Consider the following 19,895-nt stretch of genomic DNA (forward strand, 5'->3'; position numbering starts at 1 on the left):
GCAGATCGGTATGGGACGGTCTGTCCTTTACATTGGACGTATGGGTGTTTTATGCTATCTATTGCGGCAAGGTGGCTCGAAATGTATAATATAATACGATACATACAGCGTCTTAGTTTTTTTTGGAGGGAATAAAAACGTGAAAACAACAATTGCTCAAGTAAATAAGTTTGTTGGGGAAGAGGTAACGATTGGTGCCTGGCTCGCTAATAAGCGTTCAAGTGGTAAAATTGCGTTTCTGCAGCTTCGGGATGGGACAGGATTCATTCAGGGAGTTGTAGTCAAGAGTGAAGTAGAAGAAGAAATCTTTCAAAAAGCAAAATCGCTTACACAGGAAACCTCTTTGTATGTGACCGGTGTAGTCTCTGAAGATGCACGTTCACCTTTTGGCTATGAATTACAAGTGAAGGCTGTGGATGTCATCCATGAAGCGGTTGATTATCCAATCACTCCTAAGGAACATGGTACGGAATTTCTTATGGATCACCGTCATTTATGGCTGCGGTCCCGTAAGCAGCATGCTGTGATGAAGGTTCGAAATGAAATCATCCGTGCCACATATGAATTCTTTAACCAAGAAGGGTTCGTCAAGGTTGACCCGCCTATTCTAACAGGCAGTGCACCTGAAGGGACGACAGAACTATTTGCCACAAAATATTTTGATGAGGATGCCTATCTTTCTCAAAGCGGACAATTGTATATGGAAGCTGCAGCGATGGCGCTTGGAAAAGTCTTCTCGTTCGGTCCCACGTTCAGAGCCGAAAAATCCAAAACCCGCCGTCATCTGATTGAATTCTGGATGATTGAACCTGAAATGGCTTTTTACGACTTCAAAGATAACTTGGAAGTTCAGGAACAATACGTATCATTCATCGTTCAATCAGTCCTTGAAAACTGTAAGCTTGAATTAGAACGATTGGGAAGGGATACTTCCAAACTGGAACAAATTAAAGCACCATTCCCAAGAATCACGTATGATGATGCTGTCAAGCTTCTTCATGAAAAAGGATTTGAGGATATCGAATGGGGAGATGACTTTGGTGCACCTCATGAAACAGCAATCGCTGAAACATATGACATGCCTGTATTCATTACCCATTATCCTACATCACTCAAGCCGTTCTACATGCAGCCGGATCCCCACCGTGATGATGTAGTGTTGTGTGCGGATCTTATTGCTCCAGAAGGTTATGGAGAAATCATCGGCGGATCTGAACGTATACATGACGCAGAACTTATGAAAAAACGTATCGAAGAGCATGAGCTGGCGTCAGATGCGTATAAGTGGTATCTGGAACTAAGAGAGTATGGTTCTGTCCCTCACTCAGGATTTGGCCTTGGTCTTGAAAGAACAGTAGCATGGATCAGTGGCGTGGAACACGTAAGAGAAACAATCCCATTCCCGCGTCTGTTGAATCGTTTATATCCATAAGTATTATTCAAGCTGACTTTACTGCAGAAATGCAGCACAAAGTCAGCTTTTTATATTTATTTATAAATGTTCAACATCTTATATATACCAGAACTGTCACGAGCTGTTGATTGGAGACGTGTTCTCCTGTTTAAAAGCGAAGTCTTCCAGGAAATCAACAACGGTATTCAATATAGTAAGACTAAGAAAAAAGTGTTAAATAATTCTTCTGAAACACATCCATATCGACATAGATAATAAGCATGATATACTTAAAGAGAGGTGTGCCGAATATGGATTATAAACAATTGATGGTGTCCTGGATCGAAGAAGGGACCCTTAACATTCCGCAATTATTATTAACGAATTATCATACGCTGGGGCTAAATGAATCTGAATTTGTCCTGCTGCTGCATATTTTTGGGCAGATCGAAAAAGGAAATTATTTTCCTACTCCTGAAGAACTTTCGGAACATATGAGTATCTCTCCTGAATATTGTTCTTCCATCTTAAGGAAGCTGATGCAGCACCAATTCTTGACGATTGAAGAAGGGGCGTCACCCGAAGGGATATTATTTGAGAAGTATTCCCTCGCCCCATTATGGGAAAAGCTTGCCGACTTTGTCATACAAGAGTCCAAGATGAAGAAGATGCAGAAATCAATGGAAGAAGAAGCCGACATTTATTCAATTTTCGAGCAGGAATTCGGGCGTCCCCTATCACCGCTCGAGTGTGAAACGCTGGCTATGTGGCTGGATCAGGATGAACATAATTCCACGATCATCAAAGCTGCGCTGCGTGAAGCGGTTATTTCAGGAAAATTGAATTTCCGTTACATCGACCGCATCTTGTTTGAATGGAAGAAGAATGGCGTGAAAACGATAGAGGATGCACGCAATCAAAGTCAAAAGTTCAGATCGCATCAAAAATCGCCTGCCCGCAATGAGGCTGACTTACCGATGAGAAAATCGGTTCCTTTCTATAATTGGCTGGAGCAATAACGATAAAGCAAAGGGACTGCCCCGACCAGGGACAGTCCCTTTGATAGTGCAGACTGTAAATGATGAATCAGAGTGAGGGGAAGATGTAGAGTGCTGAATAAAAAACATGTCCAGATCTGCCTGGATGAAATGAGAAAGATGTTTCCAGATGCACACTGTGAATTGCGCCATGAAAATCCTTTTGAACTGGTAATCGCAGTTTTGCTTTCTGCTCAGTGCACAGATGCATTAGTGAATAAAGTAACGAAGGGCTTATTTGAAAAGTATAAAACACCACAGGACTTTTTAGATGTTTCCCTGGAAGAACTCCAACAGGATATCCGTTCCATCGGTCTATTTCGAAACAAAGCAAAGAACATCCAGAAGTTGAGTAAGATTCTTTTAGATGAACATGGGGGAGATGTACCCGAAGAACATTCTGAACTGGTCAAACTTCCGGGAGTTGGAAGGAAGACAGCAAATGTCGTGGTGTCGGTAGCTTTTGGAGAACCGGCGCTCGCTGTGGACACCCATGTTGAAAGGGTAAGTAAACGCTTGGGAATTTGCAGATGGAAAGATAGTGTGCTGGAAGTGGAAAACACATTAATGAGGAAGATTCCGCGGGAGGAATGGTCTGAAACCCATCATCGCCTGATTTTCTTTGGAAGATACCACTGTAAAGCTCAGTCCCCTCAATGTGATAGATGTCCGCTGTTGGATTTGTGCCGCGAAGGACAGAAAAGAATGAAGAAGAAGGAAAAGATATGACGGCCGTTCGTCTGCAAGTTCCGCAACAGCTGTTTGACCCTTTTTTCTTTGAAGAAAATGAAGTGATTGTCTGTCCAGAACGACATATGGATGAAGCGCATTTCTTTGCGTATGAAATGCTGTATTACAATGGGAAAGAGGCGGAGGAATCACCTTGGCTTCACAGGGAAAAATCGATTAAATTTGTAATGGATATTTGGAATAAAGAACAAGTAATCATCATTGAACAATTTAAATTCCGTGATAAATCTGTACAGCAACATATGAAGAAAGGGATTGCTTTATTGTATATGCTGTTGTTCTGGAGTAATTCAGTGCCCGTCTCTTTGCAAGAATGGCATCTTGAGTGCGAGAAATTATCACTGAAACCGGTGAATATCGAAGAGAGATTATTTTTCATCAGGCAGAACCCAAATCTTTATCATTCCTTTGTGCAGCTGACGGAATTATTCCGGGAGTTGCATAAGCAGATTGCAAAGGACAGGGCAATCAACAACATGAAAAAGACCAGAGAATAAGGCAGCCGGAATGAACCTAACGGGTTCGGATTTCGAATAAAAAAAATTAGCACACCAATTAGCAGTCCTATTCGTAACTGAATTAGACTGCTTCTTTTTGTTGATATATAGGGGTTGAAATTATACTGTAAATCTGCCCTGAATTTAGAACCCCTTTTAACATGGTGTCATAAGTTTTTGTCAGCATGAAAATTCACATGCTAATTGTTAAACCAATTGGTTTGCTGCGAATGATATTAATCTAGCAGGGGGGGTGAGTTTTAGAGGCAGATAAAGGAAGCAGACATTTTTTCATCCTTAATTGTGAGTAAACTCTGAATGTTTAAATAAGGGGAGGTTTTTCCTTTATCCTGCAGAGTAGGGCTAGGTTCGGGGGATATAAGGGGAGCTTTTTCCTTTAAGGCAAGTAAATTGGTCCATTTTCATGCTTTTGGAGTGAATAGGGGGAATTTTTTCCCTTATTCACTCTGTTTTTCGTGCTATTTCCTCAATAAGAGGAGTTTATCCCCTTATTTTAGTAGCTTATTTTCTGGATATTCTTGTAGATTTGAAAATCGCTGACCAGTGCTTATCTTGGGATAAAAAAATGCTTGGAGCATATGTCTCCAAGCATTTTTCTTTTTGATTTTCTTTCCAAATTGCTTTTTAATTTTGGTGAGAATTACTATAAGAAAAGCAATGTTAATTCATATTTTGTACTTCAAAACAGAACCACTTAGGATGATCCCGTGCTGCGTTCATTTTTGTTTCTTATTGATTAAATAAACCTGGGGAATTAGGAGAAGTGCCGCTGTCGCCTCCGGAATCATCCCCGGCGCCGTCACCAGTTCCATCTTCCGTGCCGCCTCCAGACTCACCTTCATTGCCAGTGTCGTCACCGGTACCATCTTCTCCTGTACCGGTGCCTTCACCGTCAGCTGGAGGATTATCTCCTTCTTCATCGCCGGTGTTGCCGTCACCTTCTCCTTGGCCGTTTCCGTTACCTTGGCCATTTCCGTTACCTTGGCCATTTCCGTTACCTTGGCCGTTTCCATTTCCCTGGCCATCACCGTTTTCCTGTTCATTTTCGTTTTCTTCTTCGTCTTCATTGCCGCCGCCATTCACGTTCACATTCACAGTGGCCGGATCGCTTCGCTGGTCACCTTTGATGGCAACAACTTCAAAGGTGAATGTTCCTGTGGATGTGATATTTTCTACGTTCAGGCCGTTTTTATCCGTTGTAGTGAGCGTTTGTTTATCAGCACCATTGATCAATACTGAAACTTCGAATGTAACGCCGTCTTTTTTCTTTTTATCATAGTCCCATGCAAGGGTGATCGTTTTGTCCTTTTTATTGAATTTTCCTTTCAGGCCTTTTGGTGCATCAAGTTTATCAAACTCTTTTGATACTTTTGTAGGTTCTGTTCCTTTTACAAATAATTCAGTGATGATTTTATCATCAGGAGTGTAGTCGCTCGGCAGTTTTGCCGGGATGCTTCCTTCTTCAACCTGAACTTCGACCACGCTGCCGGGTTTCTTGAAGTCTGGTGTATCCACGCCATCATGTACGTAGCTCATTAAGTCTTTGACAATATACTGGGCTATGTGCCGGTCTGATGGGCTTAATGAGAATTTGTTTGGTTGATCATAGCCGGTCCATACAGCTGCGGTATAGTTGGTTGTATAACCGACAAACCATGAATCCGGTGCGTGTGATTTAGGAATATCATTCGCTTCCCTTGTTTTTTGGTCATAATTTGTCGTACCTGATTTCCCAGCCATCGCTAATCCTGGTACCTTCGCGTAAGCACCTGTACCTTTTGGATGATTGATGACGCTCTTCAGCATATCTGAGATCATGTAGGCGGTGTATTCCTTCATTGCAGGCTCAGGTTTGTTATCGTTTTTAATTTCCGTTTCACCATCACGAAGGACCACTTTTTTTACTGTATGCGGTTTGTTATAAATTCCTTCATTACCAAACGGGGCATACGCACCTGCCATTTGGACAGAGTTCATACCCGGTGAAACGGCTCCAATGGAAGCAGACTCGTAATAGTGGTCGAAATCAAGCCCGAGCCTGTTTACGAATTCCTCTGCTTTTTCAGGTCCGACTTCCTGGAACGTTTTTAGTGCAGTGACGTTACGTGAGTCCCATAAAGCTTCACGCATTGTGATCGCACCTTTATGCTGCATATCATAGTTGTTTATTTCAGGACCATCCGTGTATTTATATGGTTCATCTTTCAAGATATGATAGGTCGACCATTTCAGGTACTCGACAGCCGGCCCATAATCAAGCAGCGGCTTGATCGTTGAACCGGGTTGGCGTTTTGTATCAATCGCATAGTTAAATCCTCGTTGAACTTCTTCCTCGGTGTCTCTTCCGCCTCCGATGGCACGGATTTCACCGGTTTGGGTATCCATCAGGGTGATACCGGCCTGCATGATGCCGCCTTCCTGATCTGGATAATTGAAGCTGGTGGCTTCTCCTGCCAGAATTTGTTCAACACGTTTCTGCGCGTTTGTATCCAATGTAGTATAGACCTTCAATCCATCCGAGAATAGGTTATAGTCTCCCATTTTTTCAACTTCATCGATAACGGCATCTACATAGGCAGGGTATTTATTCCCGTTTTCTGCTTCCAATTTTTCTTTTGACACTAAACCTTCAGTAATAGGTATCTTTTGAGCTTGTTCCTTTTCTTTTTCAGTGATTTTTCCATGTTGAGCCATCAGGGAAAGAACGATATTTCGTCTTTTTTCTGCACTTTCAGGATGGTTAAACGGATTATAATTGTTTGGACTTTGCGGCAGTCCCGCTATCAGGGCTGCTTCATGAAGTTTTATGTCCTTAATTTCCTTGCCGTAGTAATAGTCTGCTGCAGTCGCCATTCCATGGATGCCGGCCGACATATAGACCTTGTTGAAATACATTTCAAAGATTTCTTCTTTTGTATATTCCTGTTCAAGTTTCAGTGCCAGCCATGCTTCCTGTGCTTTCCTTTTCAGCGTTTTATCAGGGCTGAGGAAAGATCCTTTGATGACCTGCTGAGTGATGGTGGATGCACCTTCAGAACCGAACCCGCTTGTAATATTAGCGATCACGGCCCCGCCCAGACGGATAAGGTCAATTCCGTTATGCTTATAGAAACGATTATCCTCGGTTGCAAGGACAGCATCCTGCATAACTTTGGGAATTTCATCGAAATTGGCATATTCCCTGTTTTCTTTCCCGACGGTTGTTATCAATTCGCCGTTCATATCATAAATCTCTGATGCTATCGGATCTTTCAATAATTTTTCATCCAGCTTTGGTGCACTTGATGCATAATAGGCAAATAATCCTGCACCTGCCAGCATCCCGATGATTCCTATAATGAATAAAGAAATGATGACACGTTTTAACAATGATCTCTTTTTATTCTTAGGCGTTTTTGATTTTTGCTGGGCTAGACGCTTTTCTTCCCGTGACTTATATTGACCAGCCATATTGTTTCCTCGCTTTCAATCTTCTGTCTTTTTAGTATTGTCTAAGTTTTAAATTCTACTACTGCTATTGAGATAAACTCTAGAGTATCTCATTTTTGTTTATCTAAAAATATAACTGATGGACTATTTTTAAATAATCCACCCTGGGGTGAAGTCCTAAAGGGATCTTGTAGCCCGCTTCTACAATTTCATTTTTCCTGATAGATTTTCTTCCCCCGTCTACCATCCGGTTCCAATAAATTTTCAAAGCTTTGAAAGGAAGTAAATAGACTTCTTCTGAAAGCGAGAACCGAAGCAATACGAAGGTGATGCCGTCCTGTATAAAAACACTTTCCATATGGTTAATTTGATGTTCATGAAAATTTTGAAGGGGAAAGGATGTCTTGTTCTTTGTTTCCTTTGCTTCAAAATCTATATACCTGCTTTTATATACCCCGTTATAGTCTGTAGTGGAAGGCTGCTTGAAGTAGGCTTCCTTAATCACGGCTGCACTTCGTGTTGGATAATGAACATCCACGATTTGGACTGGAGTTGGCTTTTTATGGATAACGGCAGTTTTATGGGCAAGATAATACTCATTGGTTTCATTGATATCCTCCTCCAATGTCATCCCGCGGTTACTGTAGGAGACTTGTTTGACGCGGGTTTTTTTAGGAAGGGATTTCGTTTCCATATACTTTTTCCCATTCGGGTAATGGAATTTCATGGTAATACACCTCGCAGACTAAACTATATCATAACAGAAACCACTCCAATTTGTGTGAATAATTCATTACAAATTCCTTAAGATATGACTAAAGGAGAAGAGGAAAACATGGATGAATTCGATGACGCTTATCGCTTAATACCCTATATTTCTGATATTAAACGCAGTAGTGATTTGATTGATACGATCCGATGCCTCATACTTCGGCACAATCAAGATAATATTACAAGAACAATTGCTTATCAAAAATTTTATATTCTCCATCCTGAAATCAAATGGACGTTTCTGGCATCGATGGTATCACGCAATGCAGGCTGGAACATGACGGATTTGGAGAGTGATACTTTTAAAATCCTGCTGCCAGATGAAACGAGGAAGAACCTTTTTATGACGTATGAAAGGGCAAATTGGTCCATTTTCCAGGACGCTTATCCGCAGCTCCTCATCTATCATTATTCGACGTTATTTAAGGAGAATATGTTTCACTTGCTGAAGGATTTTCATGTTTCTTCATTCATGCAGAATGAATGGGAGAAATTCTGGGCAGACAGAAATGAAGAGAGGCTTGTGCAATCATTGATAATAAATGAGCAGAATCTTATACAGCGCCCTGTCATTGAACACCCTGTTTATAAAAAGAAGGTATTCCGTTCAGGTTTGTTCTTTATTGAGGATCATCTTCATTTTTGTTCAGTGGTTTTCCCCACAGTCAAAGGTAAACTCATCGGGGCGAGTGTTCACGACTTCAGGAAATTGAATGAGCGTATCAGATTGGGGAAAATACTATTTCAATTATTATTTCATAGAGATCACCATTCATCGTTTCGTGAGTTTGCCATGAAGGTGACACCTACAGGTTCCAGGAGTGATTATGAATATTATTGCGACCCTTCTATGGTGAGGACACATACGCCGCCGCTTTCGAGTGTTTACAAAAAAGTGAATCATCATTGGGACATGGAGAGTGACTGGTCCTCTTATACAACTGTAGAAAGTGACTGGTATGAGAAGCCGATCATGCCTAAGGATCCGTGCATGGCTAAATGGTTCTCGCATAAACAGAAACAGTTGAAGAAAGCAGCTTGGCTAAAGTCACTGGTCATGGTGAATAACTAAAGAACTGCCCGCACTTACCGCGGACAGTTCTTTAGTTTAAAAAGTGTTGATTTAAGTGGACGGTCTATTTTCACCTTCAAGCTTTGGGTTGCCTTTCGATGCTTTTGTCTGATGCTGGTTTGATTCAGCTGATTGTTTAGAGTTCTTGTTTTTATGTGTTTTCATGTGAACACCTCCGTTCCTATTATTTGAGCTTTGACATGATTTATTCAGCAGCTGTCGAAAAATAACAGGGCGGTTGTCCTAAAGACACTTTCTTTGACGAAACCCTTCTAGTTTTGTCAGTAAGGCAGGTAAAGGGGTTATGAGGGAGAATACCTTATTAAATCCAAAAAACCGGGGGGAAGAAACATGCTTCCAAAACAAGATATTATGCTAAAACTAGCCGAAATTGAAGAAAGTTTAAATCAGCTTGAGCAGAGTGTGTATGATCGAATTTCAATGGAGGGAAAGATGGAGGGATCGAAACTGGCAGGAAGGATCAAAGAGCTTGAAGGAAAACTTTCTGCAGTCGAAAGCAGGTCAGATGTCATCATAAATAGAAGAGATCATTCATTTGTAAGGCAGAAGCTTGAATTATCTTATAAGACATCATAAACTTATTTATATAAGTAGCATATTATGCTACTTTTTATTTTTGACTTACCTACCGTTGGAGGTTTTTTCTTGGAACAACTTAAACATGTAACCGCAGAGCTTCTTGCCTCAGTGGATCAAATGATGAATGAATATAAAGAAAGACGCGGGACGAAAGAAAAAGGAGATTTCTATAACGAGGTCAAACCTTTCGCCGATCGAGTTAAAAACGTAAATGATCAGTGGAAAGAGCTTTGTCTTGAATGGATCAGGGCAGAACGCCCCAAGCATCTTCACTTTCCACAGATCATGAATACGTATGATAATATTGAAATGCTTTCTGTACACTGCTTCTTTCCCGAATCGAGCTATAACCGCTTTGTCAGCCATCATCAATCCGTTCATTACGTATTGCAGACACTCATTGACGAACTGAATGAATAAAAGAAGGGCTTCCCCAGGGGAGCCCTTTTTTATTCATTTAGAGTGTCGGAACGGCACCGTTGCCGAGTCGATTTATTTGTCTTACAAGTTCTTTATAGTTTTGCAGAGAAATTTCATTTGAAATATAGAGTTTTTTTGTCAACGTAAGAAGCTCGTGCCCATCGCTTGTCTGGTGCTGTTTCTGATGCTCATACATTTTTAACAATTCACTAAAGTTCATTCCCATTCCTCCCGAATTTGATTTCAAGGTAAGAAGCCTTCTACCAATCATCCTATCATATAAAGCCTTTTCATGAAGTTGTTAGAATAGTGTAACTTCCGACATTTTTTGTGAGTTTGTCGAAAATGCTTTATAGCTTCTTTCACCATATTGCCCATCGTTTCATATTGTGTAGTAACTGTTATAAAGTAAGGGGGCATAGTATGAATTCACACCGTTTTCCTAATCGCTATCCGAATTATTATCCTTATCCGTATCCCAATCAGGCCGGTCACAATATGAGTCAAATGGGGAACTTTCAAGAGCACGGGGAAGGACATCATTTTCCTCCTTTCCATTATTCTCCTGAACCTGTTCGGCCGATCAGTCAACTAAATCAAACAGGCTATACGAATCCATATTTTGAAAATCCTCTTCAGCACGAAGAATATAACCCATATCAATTGAAGTCAATGCAACAGCAGTCCTACGCAAACCCATATCCCAAAGCATCATTTATGGCAAAAAAATCAAATTCTGGAATGGGTACCATCATGAACTCCTTCAAATCCCAGGATGGTTCATTCGACTTCAACAAAGTGATGAATACGGCAGGACAAATGATGGGTACAGTGAATCAAGTGTCTTCACTTGTAAAAGGTCTGGGAGGAATGTTTAAGCTATAGGGAAAAGAGCAGCTGGGCCCAGCTGCTCTTTTTCATGTTCGGCCAGTTAAATTACTTTAAGTCCATTTGGCATCATTCAATGCTGATTTTTCTGCCGGTTTGTTTCTCCACTTTTATTTGGAGCAAACCGTCTTTATATGAAGCTTTCACATCTTTTTCATTCACCACAAATGGAAACGGGATAGTCCTGCTGCTCCTGTTCATGGATTGTTTCTTCCTGATTACTTGTCTCTTTTCGTTTTCTTCGGAATAGAGCTCCATATTCGTAATTGTGATCGTGACAAAATTAGGGAATACCTCCAGGTTGATTTGTTCTTTCTTCACCCCCGGAAGTTCAGCGGTTATCAGGTAATATTCATCGTTTTCCTTCAAATCAACGGGGAAGGAATTGAATGGATTGGAGGAGGAGGTGAAAAAATCATCAATACTCTGAAGCATCCCCTTCATCGGTTTTTCATGAAAAAACTCATTCATTGAGTGCATCAGGTCCCCAAATCCCCCTTTTTTCTTTGAAGAATCATCTGAAAATTGTTTTGGCATGGATGGTATCTCCTTTCGAGACAGATCTTTTCATAATTAATGTATGAACTCATCAAGTATATGTGCCTATCTATCATTGTTTAAAAAAATGTCAGGGAGGAAACATATAAGCAATATCAGTAAAGGGGGAAAAGATGATGGAAAAGCAGCATGTAGGAGAATTTGATTTAGCTTTTCAAGATCGCGGCGAAGGGGAAGATATTGTCATACTTCTTCATGGTTTTTGCGGAAGTTCCGCCTATTGGCAGGAGGTCGTTCCTTTACTGGATTCATCGCGCGTCATCACAATCGACCTAAGAGGTCATGGAGAATCGGGAATGAACGATTCCCCATTCAGCATAGAAGATATGGCGAAGGATATACATTATTTCATGGATCAGAAGCAATTGGATAATGTTTATATATTCGGCCACTCTTTGGGCGGGTATGTGACCCTGGCTGTTGCGGATCTTTATGGGGAAAAATTAAAAGGATTCGGTCTTATTCATTCAACTGCTCTGCCCGACAATGAGGTGGCAAAGGAAAAACGGTTGAAATCGATTGAAGTGATCAAAGAAAAGGGGATGAATGCCTTTGTGGATGAACTCGTGCCAAAGTTGTTCAATCCTCATAAAATGAAGGAACTGGCAAGTGAAATCAGACTGGCCAAAGAGATCGGGAACGAAACAAGCCCGGTGGGAGCCGTTGAAACCCTTAAGGCCATGAGAAACAGAAAAGACCGTTCACATGTAATACAGAACAGTAATACACCAGTCCTCCTTATAGCAGGTGAACATGACCAGATCATCCCGAAAGAAAACGTCTTCCACGAAGCAGCCCATACTCATACCAGAGTGCTGTCAGAGTCAGGACATATGAGTTTGCTTGAAGAACCGGAAAAGCTTGCCTATACACTAAAAGAATTTATAAATAAAAAACAATGAATAAAAAAATCCGGCGCAGCCGGATTTTTTTATTTTTACATTCGAACATAGATTCGATAAAATGGTCTTAGAGGTGAAGAAGATGTTTAGAAAAAACAACCTTCAAGAAATTATAGAACATTTCAAAAAAGACGACCAATTCAATAAACAAATCATACACTGGCATACTATAGATGAAAAGCCTGCAAAGCTTGTGGATATCCCCGAAGAGGTTGACACAAGAATTAAAAATGCTTTGAATGGCAGAGGAATCGACAAGCTCTACACCCATCAGCATGATGCATTTAAGCTGGCATTAAAGGGAAAGAGTTTTACGGCGGTGACCCCGACAGCATCAGGTAAAACATTATGTTATAACCTTCCTGTTTTGCAAACGGTCATGGAAGATCAAAACGCAAGAGCACTATATATCTTTCCGACAAAAGCCCTTGCCCAGGATCAGAAGAGCGAACTGAACGAAATCATCTCCGACGCGGGTGCTTCCATCAATAGCTATACATACGACGGCGACACATCGGCCAACATCAGGCAAAAGGTCAGAAAAGCGGGACATATCGTGATCACCAATCCGGATATGCTTCATTCAGCCATTCTTCCTCATCATACAAAGTGGGTTTCACTATTTGAAAACCTTAAATATGTGATCATCGATGAACTGCATATCTACAGAGGGGTATTTGGTTCCCATGTGAGCAATGTGATCAGAAGGCTGAAACGGATATGCGAGTTCTACGGGGCTTCGCCTGTTTTCATCTGTACATCTGCAACGATCGCCAATCCTAAAGAACTGGCTGAACATCTTACCGGATCTGAAATGGAGCTTATCGATAAGAATGGTGCACCCAGTGCAAAGAAACATTTTGTTTTCTATAATCCACCGATCGTAAACAAACCCTTGAATATACGGAGAAGTGCAACCCTGGAAGTGCGCAGGATTGCCGGTGAACTTCTGAAGAATAAAATACAGACGATCGTATTCGCTCGCAGCAGGGTCAGGGTGGAAATCATCCTCACCTATTTACAGGAGTTGGTAAAGGGACATTTAGGAGCGAAATCGATTCAGGGATATAGAGGCGGTTACCTGCCTACTCAGAGAAGGGAAATAGAGAAAGGGCTGCGTTCCGGCGATATTTATGGCGTAGTCAGCACGAATGCACTTGAACTCGGGGTGGATATCGGGCAGTTGCAGGTATGTATCATGACGGGTTATCCGGGAACGATTGCAAGTGCATGGCAGCAGGCGGGAAGAGCGGGGAGAAGACATGGTGAATCACTGGTGATCATGGTGGCAAGCTCCAGTCCGCTCGACCAATTCATCATCGATCATCCCGATTATTTCTTCGGACAGTCCCCTGAAACAGCAAGGATCAATCCTGATAACTTAATCATCCTGATCGATCACCTTAAGTGTGCAGCTTATGAGCTTCCTTTTAAGGATGGAGAGCGATTCGGGTCACATGATGTGGAAGACATCCTTGAATTTCTGGCCGAGGAGAAGCTTCTTCATAAGAACGGGGATAAGTGGTATTGGATGAATGACGTATTCCCTGCTCACAACATAAGCCTTCGTTCAGCTTCACAGGAAAATGTGATCATTATCGATCAAACAGATTGTGCAGCGGTGAAAGTAATCGGGGAAATGGATCGCTTCTCTGCCATGACACTTCTCCATGATGAAGCCATTTATTTGCATCAGGGCATTCAATATCAGGTGGAAAAACTGGATTGGGAAGAAAAGAAGGCATTTGTCAGGGAAGTGGATGTCGATTACTTTACAGATGCCAACCTGGCCGTACAGCTGCGGGTATTGGAAACGGATAAACAAAGAGATACCGGCTCCTGCGAAATCGCTTATGGTGATGTCACTGTACAGGCGATGGCAACGATATTCAAGAAAATAAAGTTCGATACGCATGAAAATATCGGATCTGGACCAATCCATTTACCAGAGGAAGAACTTCATACCAACTCCAGCTGGATTTCCCTGAGCGACAGTTCAGCTTTCACACAGCAACGGTTGGAAGAAGGGTTGATCGGGGCTGCTCAAAGCTTAAAATCCATCATTCCGCTCTATGTAATGTGCGATCCGAGTGATATCTTCGTCGTCCCTCAGGTGAAAGCCGCACACAATGATAAACCGACGGTATTTATTTATGACAGATATCCGGGCGGCATCGGCTTAAGCGAAAAAGTATATGAGAAAATTGAACAGATTCTTTCTGAAGCAAGAAGCCTCATTGAAATCTGTCCATGTCAATCAGGCTGTCCATCATGCATTGGCACAGAATATTCCATGAAAACGGCAAAAAGTGATACGCTGAAACTGCTCGATTTATTCATCCACTAGAGGAAGGGAGGAGGGAGACAGTGTCCCTGAAAAACAAACTGAACAGAATGAAAAAACACATTGTAAGGGAGAACGAAGAGAATGAAAGGGAAAAAGGAAGTTCGGTTGATCTTTCGAAAGCTGATCTTCCTCATAAAGACAGATGGAAAGAAAATGGGACTGCAACCTATTTTGTGGATGAAGATTATTGCCTTATAAGGGAAAAAAGGTACCCTTTAAAGCACCGGCACGGCAAATATACATTTGAAGATCTTGTGAAGGCGGTTGCAGCCTGGCAGCAATTTCACGGTTCCCATCCTTTATCCTCAAAGGGACTGGCACCTGACGATTTGTTCTTCTTTGATACCGAAACAACAGGTCTCGGAGGAGGGGTCGGCAATACCATCTTTTTACTTGGGCACGGAAGAATTGAAGGAGATGAAGTAATTATTACACAGCACTTTCTTCCTCAACCTGGCAGTGAGATCCCTCTCTATCACAGTTTCTTGAATACTGTCGATTATAACACCCTTGTAACATATAACGGGAAAGCCTTTGATTGGCCACAGGTTAAAACAAGGCACACATTAATCAAGGAACACGTTCCCAAGCTGCCTTCGTTTGGACATTTTGATTTATATCATGGATCGCGTAGGCTGTTTAAACATAAAATGGAGTCGGTGAAGCTGACAAATGTGGAAAGGTATGTTCTGGAGTTTGAAAGAGTGGATGATGTGCCCGGGTACCTTGCTCCCATGATTTATTTTGATTTCATAGAAAGAGGAGATCCCGAAGGCATTTTGAAGGTGATGGAACATAATGAGATGGACATTCTGTCATTGATTACTTTATATACACATTTAACGTTTCAGCTGCTTGACATTTCCGTTTCATCCACTGAGCAGGAAACATTTGAGGCTGGAAGGTGGCTTGAGTATACAGGTAATACTGCCATGGCTAAAGAACGCTTTGAACATATTGTAAATGGCGAAAAGCAGCATGTTGAAGCAGTTCATCATCTGGCTCTGAGATATAAAAAGGAGAAACAATTCGATAAGGCAGCTGGTCTATGGGAGAGGATCAGCAATGACTGTTCATCTCATATGAAAGTAGCCGTCCTTGAAGAATTGGCGAAAATCTATGAGCATAAAACGAAAGACTTTGAAAAAGCATTGACGAAATGCTTCGAACTCGAAGAGCTTTTGAACCAAACCGATTTTAAAAACGGGAAAAAGGAACGCTGTATAGCACTACTATATACCCGTATTAATCGAGTGAGATCGAAAATCGAGAGGAAGAAATTAACTTGATTTGAATCTCTTTCTTGAATCTAGTAAAAAACGTAAATTCGTGGTCCATTCTTCTTATTTATATATTGAGAATTTTCACAAGTCGATGTAAAATAAATAATTGTGTGGAAATTATTTATGTTTAGATAGGATGATGAAAATGAACCGTGCGATCTTAATTTTATTCTTTCTCGTCATTGGTTTTACGGCGTTTTTCTTTTCGAATTACTCTGAAACTTTATACAGCTTCATGTAATATGTGATCAGTCTTGACTAATTTCAGGACTCGGTTGCATTCATTACAAATGAAGTGATCAAAAATAGGTATTTTCATTAGTACATGTTCTCTACCCTTTTCATAGGCTATTAATGTATCAATTACATGATGAAAGGAGAACATGATTATGTTTTGTAGACCAAGACCCAATAAAGTGCTTCCGGCAGTTATGCACCCTGCAAAAAATTGCGTAAACCAGACTTTCACTACCTATGAGGTGCCGCATATCCACCCGCAGCATACAACGACAGTGAATAATATTCAATATCAGCATAAACACTACTTTCCTCAAACTCAATCGGCAGTAGACAGTGTGACGAACCAGCAATTTAACTGCGGCGGTGGTCAAGGGGGACAGGGATTTGGCCCGCGCCCTCGACCTCCATTCGGACTATACTAATTAGCAACCAGCAAGTTAATCAATAAAAAGGGTGACTTCAAAGATTCTTCATTAAGGATTGAGGATCTATTGGGGTCACCATTCTTTTTTCAGTCATGAAAAAGAACACTTCCTGAAAATGTGATACAATAGTGTGTAAAGTATAGGGCAGACTATAACATATTCATATCGTTTGCCTGCTAAAAGGAGTTTTGCTTCTTGAGCAAGGTTGCATGCTTAACAGGTTATAAATCCTTTGAGCTGGGAATTTTCAAGCAAGACGATAAAGCCATTCACTACATAAAACAGGCATTAAGAAAAGAGCTGCTTTCGCTTCTTGATGAAGGATTGGAATGGGTGACAATCAGTGGACAGCTTGGTGTAGAGTTATGGGGTGCTGAAGTCGTATTTGAACTGCAGATAGAATATCCCGATTTAAAACTCGCAGTACTGACGCCATTCCTTAATCAGGAAGAAAACTGGAACGAAAATAATAAAGAATATTATGAAATGATTCTTTCACAAGCTGACTTTGTTGATTCTGTTTCGAAAGAAGCGTATAAAAGTCCGCAGCAATTTAGAAATCGTAACCTTTTGTTCCTGAATAAAAGTCAATTTCTTGTTATTTTATTTGACGAAGAAAAAGAAGGTTCGCCAAAGTACTTTTATCAGGAAGCCTTAAAATACAAGGAGAGTAATCCTCACTTTGAAATCAGGACAATATCATTTCATGATCTTCAATGGGTTGTGGAAGAAGAGCAATGGAAAAATGAGTAGAATACTTGTTTCAGGAAGCGTCCATCTAAATGATTTGACAAAATGAAGGTAATTTGAAAAAATAAAAAAGATAAATGCAGAGGTGAATGCGATGATCTCAGATAAAGTGAAATTAACGGCAAAAGATATTCTGGAAAAAGAATTCAAAAGTGGAATGAGAGGCTATAAGCCTGAAGATGTAGATAAATTTCTGGATTTGATTATTAAAGATTATGAAACTTTTCATCAGGAAATCGAAGAGCTTCAACAGGAGAATATGCGTCTGAAGAAACAGGCAGAAGGGGCAAGCAAGCGCCCCGCTGCCCAACCGCAAGCATCCGGAACGACCAACTTTGATATTCTCAAACGTTTATCAAATCTGGAAAAGCATGTGTTTGGTAATAAACTTTACGATTGATCCCCGGTTGTGTTTTACAAATAATACTAGTTGAAATGAATAAACCATTACTATATAATTAGTAATTGCTGATCCTTAATAGCGTTTGGGTAATCGCTGCAGCATTAGCTGTAGAGGAAAGTCCATGCTCGCACAGTGCTGAGATGCCTGTAGTGTTCGTGCCTAGCCAATTCATAAGCTAGGGCAGCTCAAGTTCTGAGTTGACGGCAGGGAAAGTACCTAAGTCCCTTGGGATATGGTATGACTACCTTGAAAGTGCCACAGTGACGAAGTCCTGTTAGAAATGTCAGGAGTGGAACGAGGTAAACCCCACGAGCGAGAAACCCAAATTTGGTAGGGGAACCCTTTCGGAGGAAACGAACGAAGAAAGGGACAAAGGTGTATAACAGCTTTGTAGATAGATGATTACCACCTGAGTACGAGATGACAAGTCGCTTGCAGTACAAAGGAACAAAACATGGCTTACAGAGCGCTATTTCAGGAGAAGACAAATTTTTTGATTACAAACTCCAGTGACTGATACATTCAGGTAAAACATTACCTTTGGTATCAGTCCTTTTTATTTTTAAATCTTTTCTGAAGGCCGGTTATTAACATGAAATTGACTATAATAAGAAAGAGAATTGAAACGGACGAGGTGTAATATATGGGTACATATACGATAATCGCTACTTCCGCGATGGGTCTGGAAGCAATCGTGGCAAGAGAAGTGAAGGACCTGGGTTATGACTGCCGGGTGGAAAATGGGAAGGTCATATTCAAAGGCGACGAAACAGCAATTGCGAGAGCAAATATGTGGCTCCGGACTGCAGACAGGATCAAGATCCTGGTAGGGGAGTTCAAAGCGTATTCCTTTGATGAACTTTTTGAAAACACAAAAAAACTTCCTTGGGAAAACTATCTGCCGGAAGATGCAGAATTCCCTGTACAGGGGAAATCTGTGAAATCCAAACTATATAGTGTTCCTGATTGTCAGGCTATCGTGAAGAAAGCAATAGTGGAAAGAGTAAGAAAAGCGTATAAGCGGACTTCATGGCTGGATGAAACTGGCCCGCTGTTTAAAATCGAAGTGGCCATCCTTAAAGATACAGCCAGCATCACCTTGGATACGAGCGGGCAGGGTCTTCATAAAAGAGGCTACAGGATCGGTCAGGGTGAGGCTCCCCTCAAAGAAACCCTGGCGGCTGCACTGATTAAATTGACAACGTGGAATCCGGAACGGCCATTCCTTGATCCTTTCTGCGGATCGGGTACGATACCAATTGAGGCGGCCATGATCGGACAAAACATTGCCCCCGGGTTCAACCGTGAATTTCTATCAGAAAACTGGTCTTTTATTGCGAAAGATATCTGGGATAAAGTACGTATGGAAGCAGAAGACTTGGCTAATTACGATCAGCCTTTGGAAATATTCGGTACAGACATCGACCACAGGATGATAAATATTTCTAAGGAAAATGCTTTGGAGGCAGGACTCGGTGATCTTGTGAAATTTAAACAGATGCAAGTGAAGGATTTCGTTACCGATTTGGAATACGGAGTAGTGGTCGGCAATCCTCCATATGGGGAAAGACTGGGGGAAAGACCAGAAGTTGAAAAAATGTATAAAGAAATGGGCCAGGCATTTAATAAGCTTGATACATGGTCAGTATATATGCTGACTTCACACGAGGATTTCGAGCAGTTTTATGGTAAACCTGCCACGAAGAAACGCAAGCTCTTCAACGGATTCATCAGGACAGACTATTATCAATACTTTGGACCCCGTCCTCCAAGGAAAGATAAGCACGAAGCATGATTGGTGTGTAATCAACCCTTCAGAAGAATATTCCTCTCATTCCCGGCGTATAATAGTGCTATCATTTTTCATGGGAGTGAAGAGGCAATGGAACATTCTCTGACGGATTATCACAAAATTTATCAGGCGCTGGAAGGCTCTCTGACTTCGATTTCATTTGAACATGAAGGGAGAGAAACCATACACCAAAGCTTGATGAATGCGAAAGTCAATTTAAATAAAGCATTTCAATTTGAACTGCTGAGACAGAAAAGAATATACGACTAATTCCAGGGACGCTCCATACAAATGGCATTTATCCCCTTTGTATAGAG

Annotated in this window: 20 protein-coding genes and 1 other RNA gene; 17 read left to right on the forward strand and 4 right to left on the reverse strand. The window is 41.2% G+C overall.

The window, feature by feature from the left end; translation table 11 throughout:
* Positions 1–139: 139 nt before the first annotated feature.
* The 4 genes from asnS to V6B33_RS15710 all read left to right on the forward strand — a co-directional run bounded on the left by asnS (position 140) and on the right by V6B33_RS15710 (position 3,677).
* Positions 140–1,432, forward strand: coding sequence for an asparagine--tRNA ligase (asnS, locus tag V6B33_RS15695; protein WP_334218699.1), 1,293 nt, complete (start codon positions 140–142; stop codon positions 1,430–1,432).
* A 272-nt stretch (positions 1,433–1,704) separates the two neighbouring features.
* A complete protein-coding gene (locus tag V6B33_RS15700; RefSeq protein ID WP_334218700.1) occupies positions 1,705–2,412 on the forward strand; it encodes a DnaD domain-containing protein in 708 nt (235 codons plus the stop codon).
* Between the two features lie 90 nt (positions 2,413–2,502).
* Positions 2,503–3,159, forward strand: coding sequence for an endonuclease III (gene nth / locus V6B33_RS15705; RefSeq protein ID WP_334218701.1), 657 nt, complete (start codon positions 2,503–2,505; stop codon positions 3,157–3,159).
* A complete protein-coding gene (locus V6B33_RS15710; protein WP_334218702.1) occupies positions 3,156–3,677 on the forward strand; it encodes a YpoC family protein in 522 nt (173 codons plus the stop codon). The genes nth and V6B33_RS15710 overlap by 4 nt, the downstream gene beginning before the upstream one ends.
* Before the next feature lie 750 nt (positions 3,678–4,427).
* On the opposite strand, the gene V6B33_RS15715 is transcribed toward V6B33_RS15710, so the two are convergent.
* Positions 4,428–7,148, reverse strand: coding sequence for a transglycosylase domain-containing protein (locus tag V6B33_RS15715; protein WP_334218703.1), 2,721 nt, complete (start codon positions 7,146–7,148; stop codon positions 4,428–4,430).
* Positions 7,149–7,251: 103 nt separating this feature from the next.
* Positions 7,252–7,854 carry a Holliday junction resolvase RecU gene (recU, locus tag V6B33_RS15720; protein WP_334218704.1) on the reverse strand — a complete coding sequence of 201 codons (603 nt, stop codon included), beginning with the start codon at positions 7,852–7,854 and terminating at the stop codon, positions 7,252–7,254.
* A 108-nt stretch (positions 7,855–7,962) separates the two neighbouring features.
* Here recU and V6B33_RS15725 point away from each other — a divergent pair, with 108 nt between their 5' ends.
* The 3 genes from V6B33_RS15725 (at position 7,963) to V6B33_RS15735 (ending at position 9,990) form a co-directional block, all read left to right on the forward strand.
* On the forward strand, positions 7,963–8,970 hold the full coding sequence (locus V6B33_RS15725) for a DUF2515 family protein (RefSeq protein WP_334218705.1): 1,008 nt from the start codon (positions 7,963–7,965) through the stop codon (positions 8,968–8,970).
* A 351-nt stretch (positions 8,971–9,321) separates the two neighbouring features.
* Positions 9,322–9,567, forward strand: coding sequence for a hypothetical protein (locus V6B33_RS15730; RefSeq protein WP_334218706.1), 246 nt, complete (start codon positions 9,322–9,324; stop codon positions 9,565–9,567).
* A gap of 69 nt (positions 9,568–9,636) precedes the next feature.
* A complete protein-coding gene (locus V6B33_RS15735; RefSeq protein WP_334218707.1) occupies positions 9,637–9,990 on the forward strand; it encodes a YppE family protein in 354 nt (117 codons plus the stop codon).
* A 37-nt stretch (positions 9,991–10,027) separates the two neighbouring features.
* Here V6B33_RS15735 and yppF read toward each other — a convergent pair whose 3' ends face one another.
* Positions 10,028–10,210 (reverse strand): YppF family protein, encoded by a 183-nt coding sequence (yppF, locus tag V6B33_RS15740; protein ID WP_334218708.1) that lies wholly within the window; start codon positions 10,208–10,210, stop codon positions 10,028–10,030.
* A 203-nt stretch (positions 10,211–10,413) separates the two neighbouring features.
* On the opposite strand from yppF, the gene V6B33_RS15745 reads away from it, so the two are divergent.
* Positions 10,414–10,875 carry a YppG family protein gene (locus V6B33_RS15745; RefSeq protein ID WP_334218709.1) on the forward strand — a complete coding sequence of 154 codons (462 nt, stop codon included), beginning with the start codon at positions 10,414–10,416 and terminating at the stop codon, positions 10,873–10,875.
* A 72-nt stretch (positions 10,876–10,947) separates the two neighbouring features.
* On the opposite strand, the gene V6B33_RS15750 is transcribed toward V6B33_RS15745, so the two are convergent.
* The gene (locus tag V6B33_RS15750) at positions 10,948–11,415 is read right to left on the reverse strand and encodes an Hsp20/alpha crystallin family protein (RefSeq protein WP_334218710.1); all 468 of its coding nucleotides are present in this window, start codon (positions 11,413–11,415) and stop codon (positions 10,948–10,950) included.
* A gap of 134 nt (positions 11,416–11,549) precedes the next feature.
* On the opposite strand from V6B33_RS15750, the gene V6B33_RS15755 reads away from it, so the two are divergent.
* The 9 genes from V6B33_RS15755 (at position 11,550) to V6B33_RS15795 (ending at position 19,848) form a co-directional block, all read left to right on the forward strand.
* The gene (locus tag V6B33_RS15755) at positions 11,550–12,338 is read left to right on the forward strand and encodes an alpha/beta fold hydrolase (protein WP_334218711.1); all 789 of its coding nucleotides are present in this window, start codon (positions 11,550–11,552) and stop codon (positions 12,336–12,338) included.
* 82 nt (positions 12,339–12,420) lie between these two features.
* The gene (locus V6B33_RS15760) at positions 12,421–14,685 is read left to right on the forward strand and encodes a DEAD/DEAH box helicase (RefSeq protein WP_334218712.1); all 2,265 of its coding nucleotides are present in this window, start codon (positions 12,421–12,423) and stop codon (positions 14,683–14,685) included.
* 20 nt (positions 14,686–14,705) lie between these two features.
* Positions 14,706–15,974: a ribonuclease H-like domain-containing protein gene (locus V6B33_RS15765; protein WP_334218713.1), complete on the forward strand. Its 1,269-nt coding sequence runs from the start codon at positions 14,706–14,708 to the stop codon at positions 15,972–15,974.
* A 383-nt stretch (positions 15,975–16,357) separates the two neighbouring features.
* Positions 16,358–16,630, forward strand: a complete 273-nt coding sequence (locus tag V6B33_RS15770; RefSeq protein ID WP_334218714.1) for a CotD family spore coat protein — start codon at positions 16,358–16,360, stop codon at positions 16,628–16,630.
* A 198-nt stretch (positions 16,631–16,828) separates the two neighbouring features.
* Positions 16,829–17,386, forward strand: coding sequence for an SLOG family protein (locus tag V6B33_RS15775; protein ID WP_334218715.1), 558 nt, complete (start codon positions 16,829–16,831; stop codon positions 17,384–17,386).
* Positions 17,387–17,477: 91 nt separating this feature from the next.
* Positions 17,478–17,783: a cell division regulator GpsB gene (gene gpsB / locus V6B33_RS15780; RefSeq protein WP_334218716.1), complete on the forward strand. Its 306-nt coding sequence runs from the start codon at positions 17,478–17,480 to the stop codon at positions 17,781–17,783.
* Positions 17,784–17,864: 81 nt separating this feature from the next.
* Positions 17,865–18,253: RNase P RNA component class B (rnpB, locus tag V6B33_RS15785), an RNA gene on the forward strand.
* A 176-nt stretch (positions 18,254–18,429) separates the two neighbouring features.
* A complete protein-coding gene (locus V6B33_RS15790; RefSeq protein ID WP_334218717.1) occupies positions 18,430–19,581 on the forward strand; it encodes a THUMP domain-containing class I SAM-dependent RNA methyltransferase in 1,152 nt (383 codons plus the stop codon).
* Between the two features lie 87 nt (positions 19,582–19,668).
* Positions 19,669–19,848: a hypothetical protein gene (locus tag V6B33_RS15795; RefSeq protein ID WP_334218718.1), complete on the forward strand. Its 180-nt coding sequence runs from the start codon at positions 19,669–19,671 to the stop codon at positions 19,846–19,848.
* Positions 19,849–19,895: the final 47 nt, after the last annotated feature.

Source organism: Mangrovibacillus sp. Mu-81 (genome assembly GCF_036867415.1).
Classification (GTDB): domain Bacteria; phylum Bacillota; class Bacilli; order Bacillales; family Bacillaceae_B; genus Rossellomorea.

What these genes read in the sequence shown, in the direction of transcription:
- V6B33_RS15790 (WP_334218717.1), top strand. Translation starts at nt 18,430, where the DNA reads ATGGGTACATATACGATAATCGCTACTTCCGCGATGGGTCTGGAAGCA.
- V6B33_RS15715 (WP_334218703.1), bottom strand. Translation starts at nt 7,148, where the DNA reads ATGGCTGGTCAATATAAGTCACGGGAAGAAAAGCGTCTAGCCCAGCAA.
- V6B33_RS15770 (WP_334218714.1), top strand. Translation starts at nt 16,358, where the DNA reads ATGTTTTGTAGACCAAGACCCAATAAAGTGCTTCCGGCAGTTATGCAC.
- V6B33_RS15755 (WP_334218711.1), top strand. Translation starts at nt 11,550, where the DNA reads ATGATGGAAAAGCAGCATGTAGGAGAATTTGATTTAGCTTTTCAAGAT.
- gpsB (WP_334218716.1), top strand. Translation starts at nt 17,478, where the DNA reads ATGATCTCAGATAAAGTGAAATTAACGGCAAAAGATATTCTGGAAAAA.
- V6B33_RS15760 (WP_334218712.1), top strand. Translation starts at nt 12,421, where the DNA reads ATGTTTAGAAAAAACAACCTTCAAGAAATTATAGAACATTTCAAAAAA.
- V6B33_RS15725 (WP_334218705.1), top strand. Translation starts at nt 7,963, where the DNA reads ATGGATGAATTCGATGACGCTTATCGCTTAATACCCTATATTTCTGAT.
- V6B33_RS15730 (WP_334218706.1), top strand. Translation starts at nt 9,322, where the DNA reads ATGCTTCCAAAACAAGATATTATGCTAAAACTAGCCGAAATTGAAGAA.
- V6B33_RS15745 (WP_334218709.1), top strand. Translation starts at nt 10,414, where the DNA reads ATGAATTCACACCGTTTTCCTAATCGCTATCCGAATTATTATCCTTAT.
- yppF (WP_334218708.1), bottom strand. Translation starts at nt 10,210, where the DNA reads ATGAACTTTAGTGAATTGTTAAAAATGTATGAGCATCAGAAACAGCAC.
- V6B33_RS15750 (WP_334218710.1), bottom strand. Translation starts at nt 11,415, where the DNA reads ATGCCAAAACAATTTTCAGATGATTCTTCAAAGAAAAAAGGGGGATTT.
- recU (WP_334218704.1), bottom strand. Translation starts at nt 7,854, where the DNA reads ATGAAATTCCATTACCCGAATGGGAAAAAGTATATGGAAACGAAATCC.
- V6B33_RS15795 (WP_334218718.1), top strand. Translation starts at nt 19,669, where the DNA reads ATGGAACATTCTCTGACGGATTATCACAAAATTTATCAGGCGCTGGAA.
- V6B33_RS15710 (WP_334218702.1), top strand. Translation starts at nt 3,156, where the DNA reads ATGACGGCCGTTCGTCTGCAAGTTCCGCAACAGCTGTTTGACCCTTTT.
- V6B33_RS15700 (WP_334218700.1), top strand. Translation starts at nt 1,705, where the DNA reads ATGGATTATAAACAATTGATGGTGTCCTGGATCGAAGAAGGGACCCTT.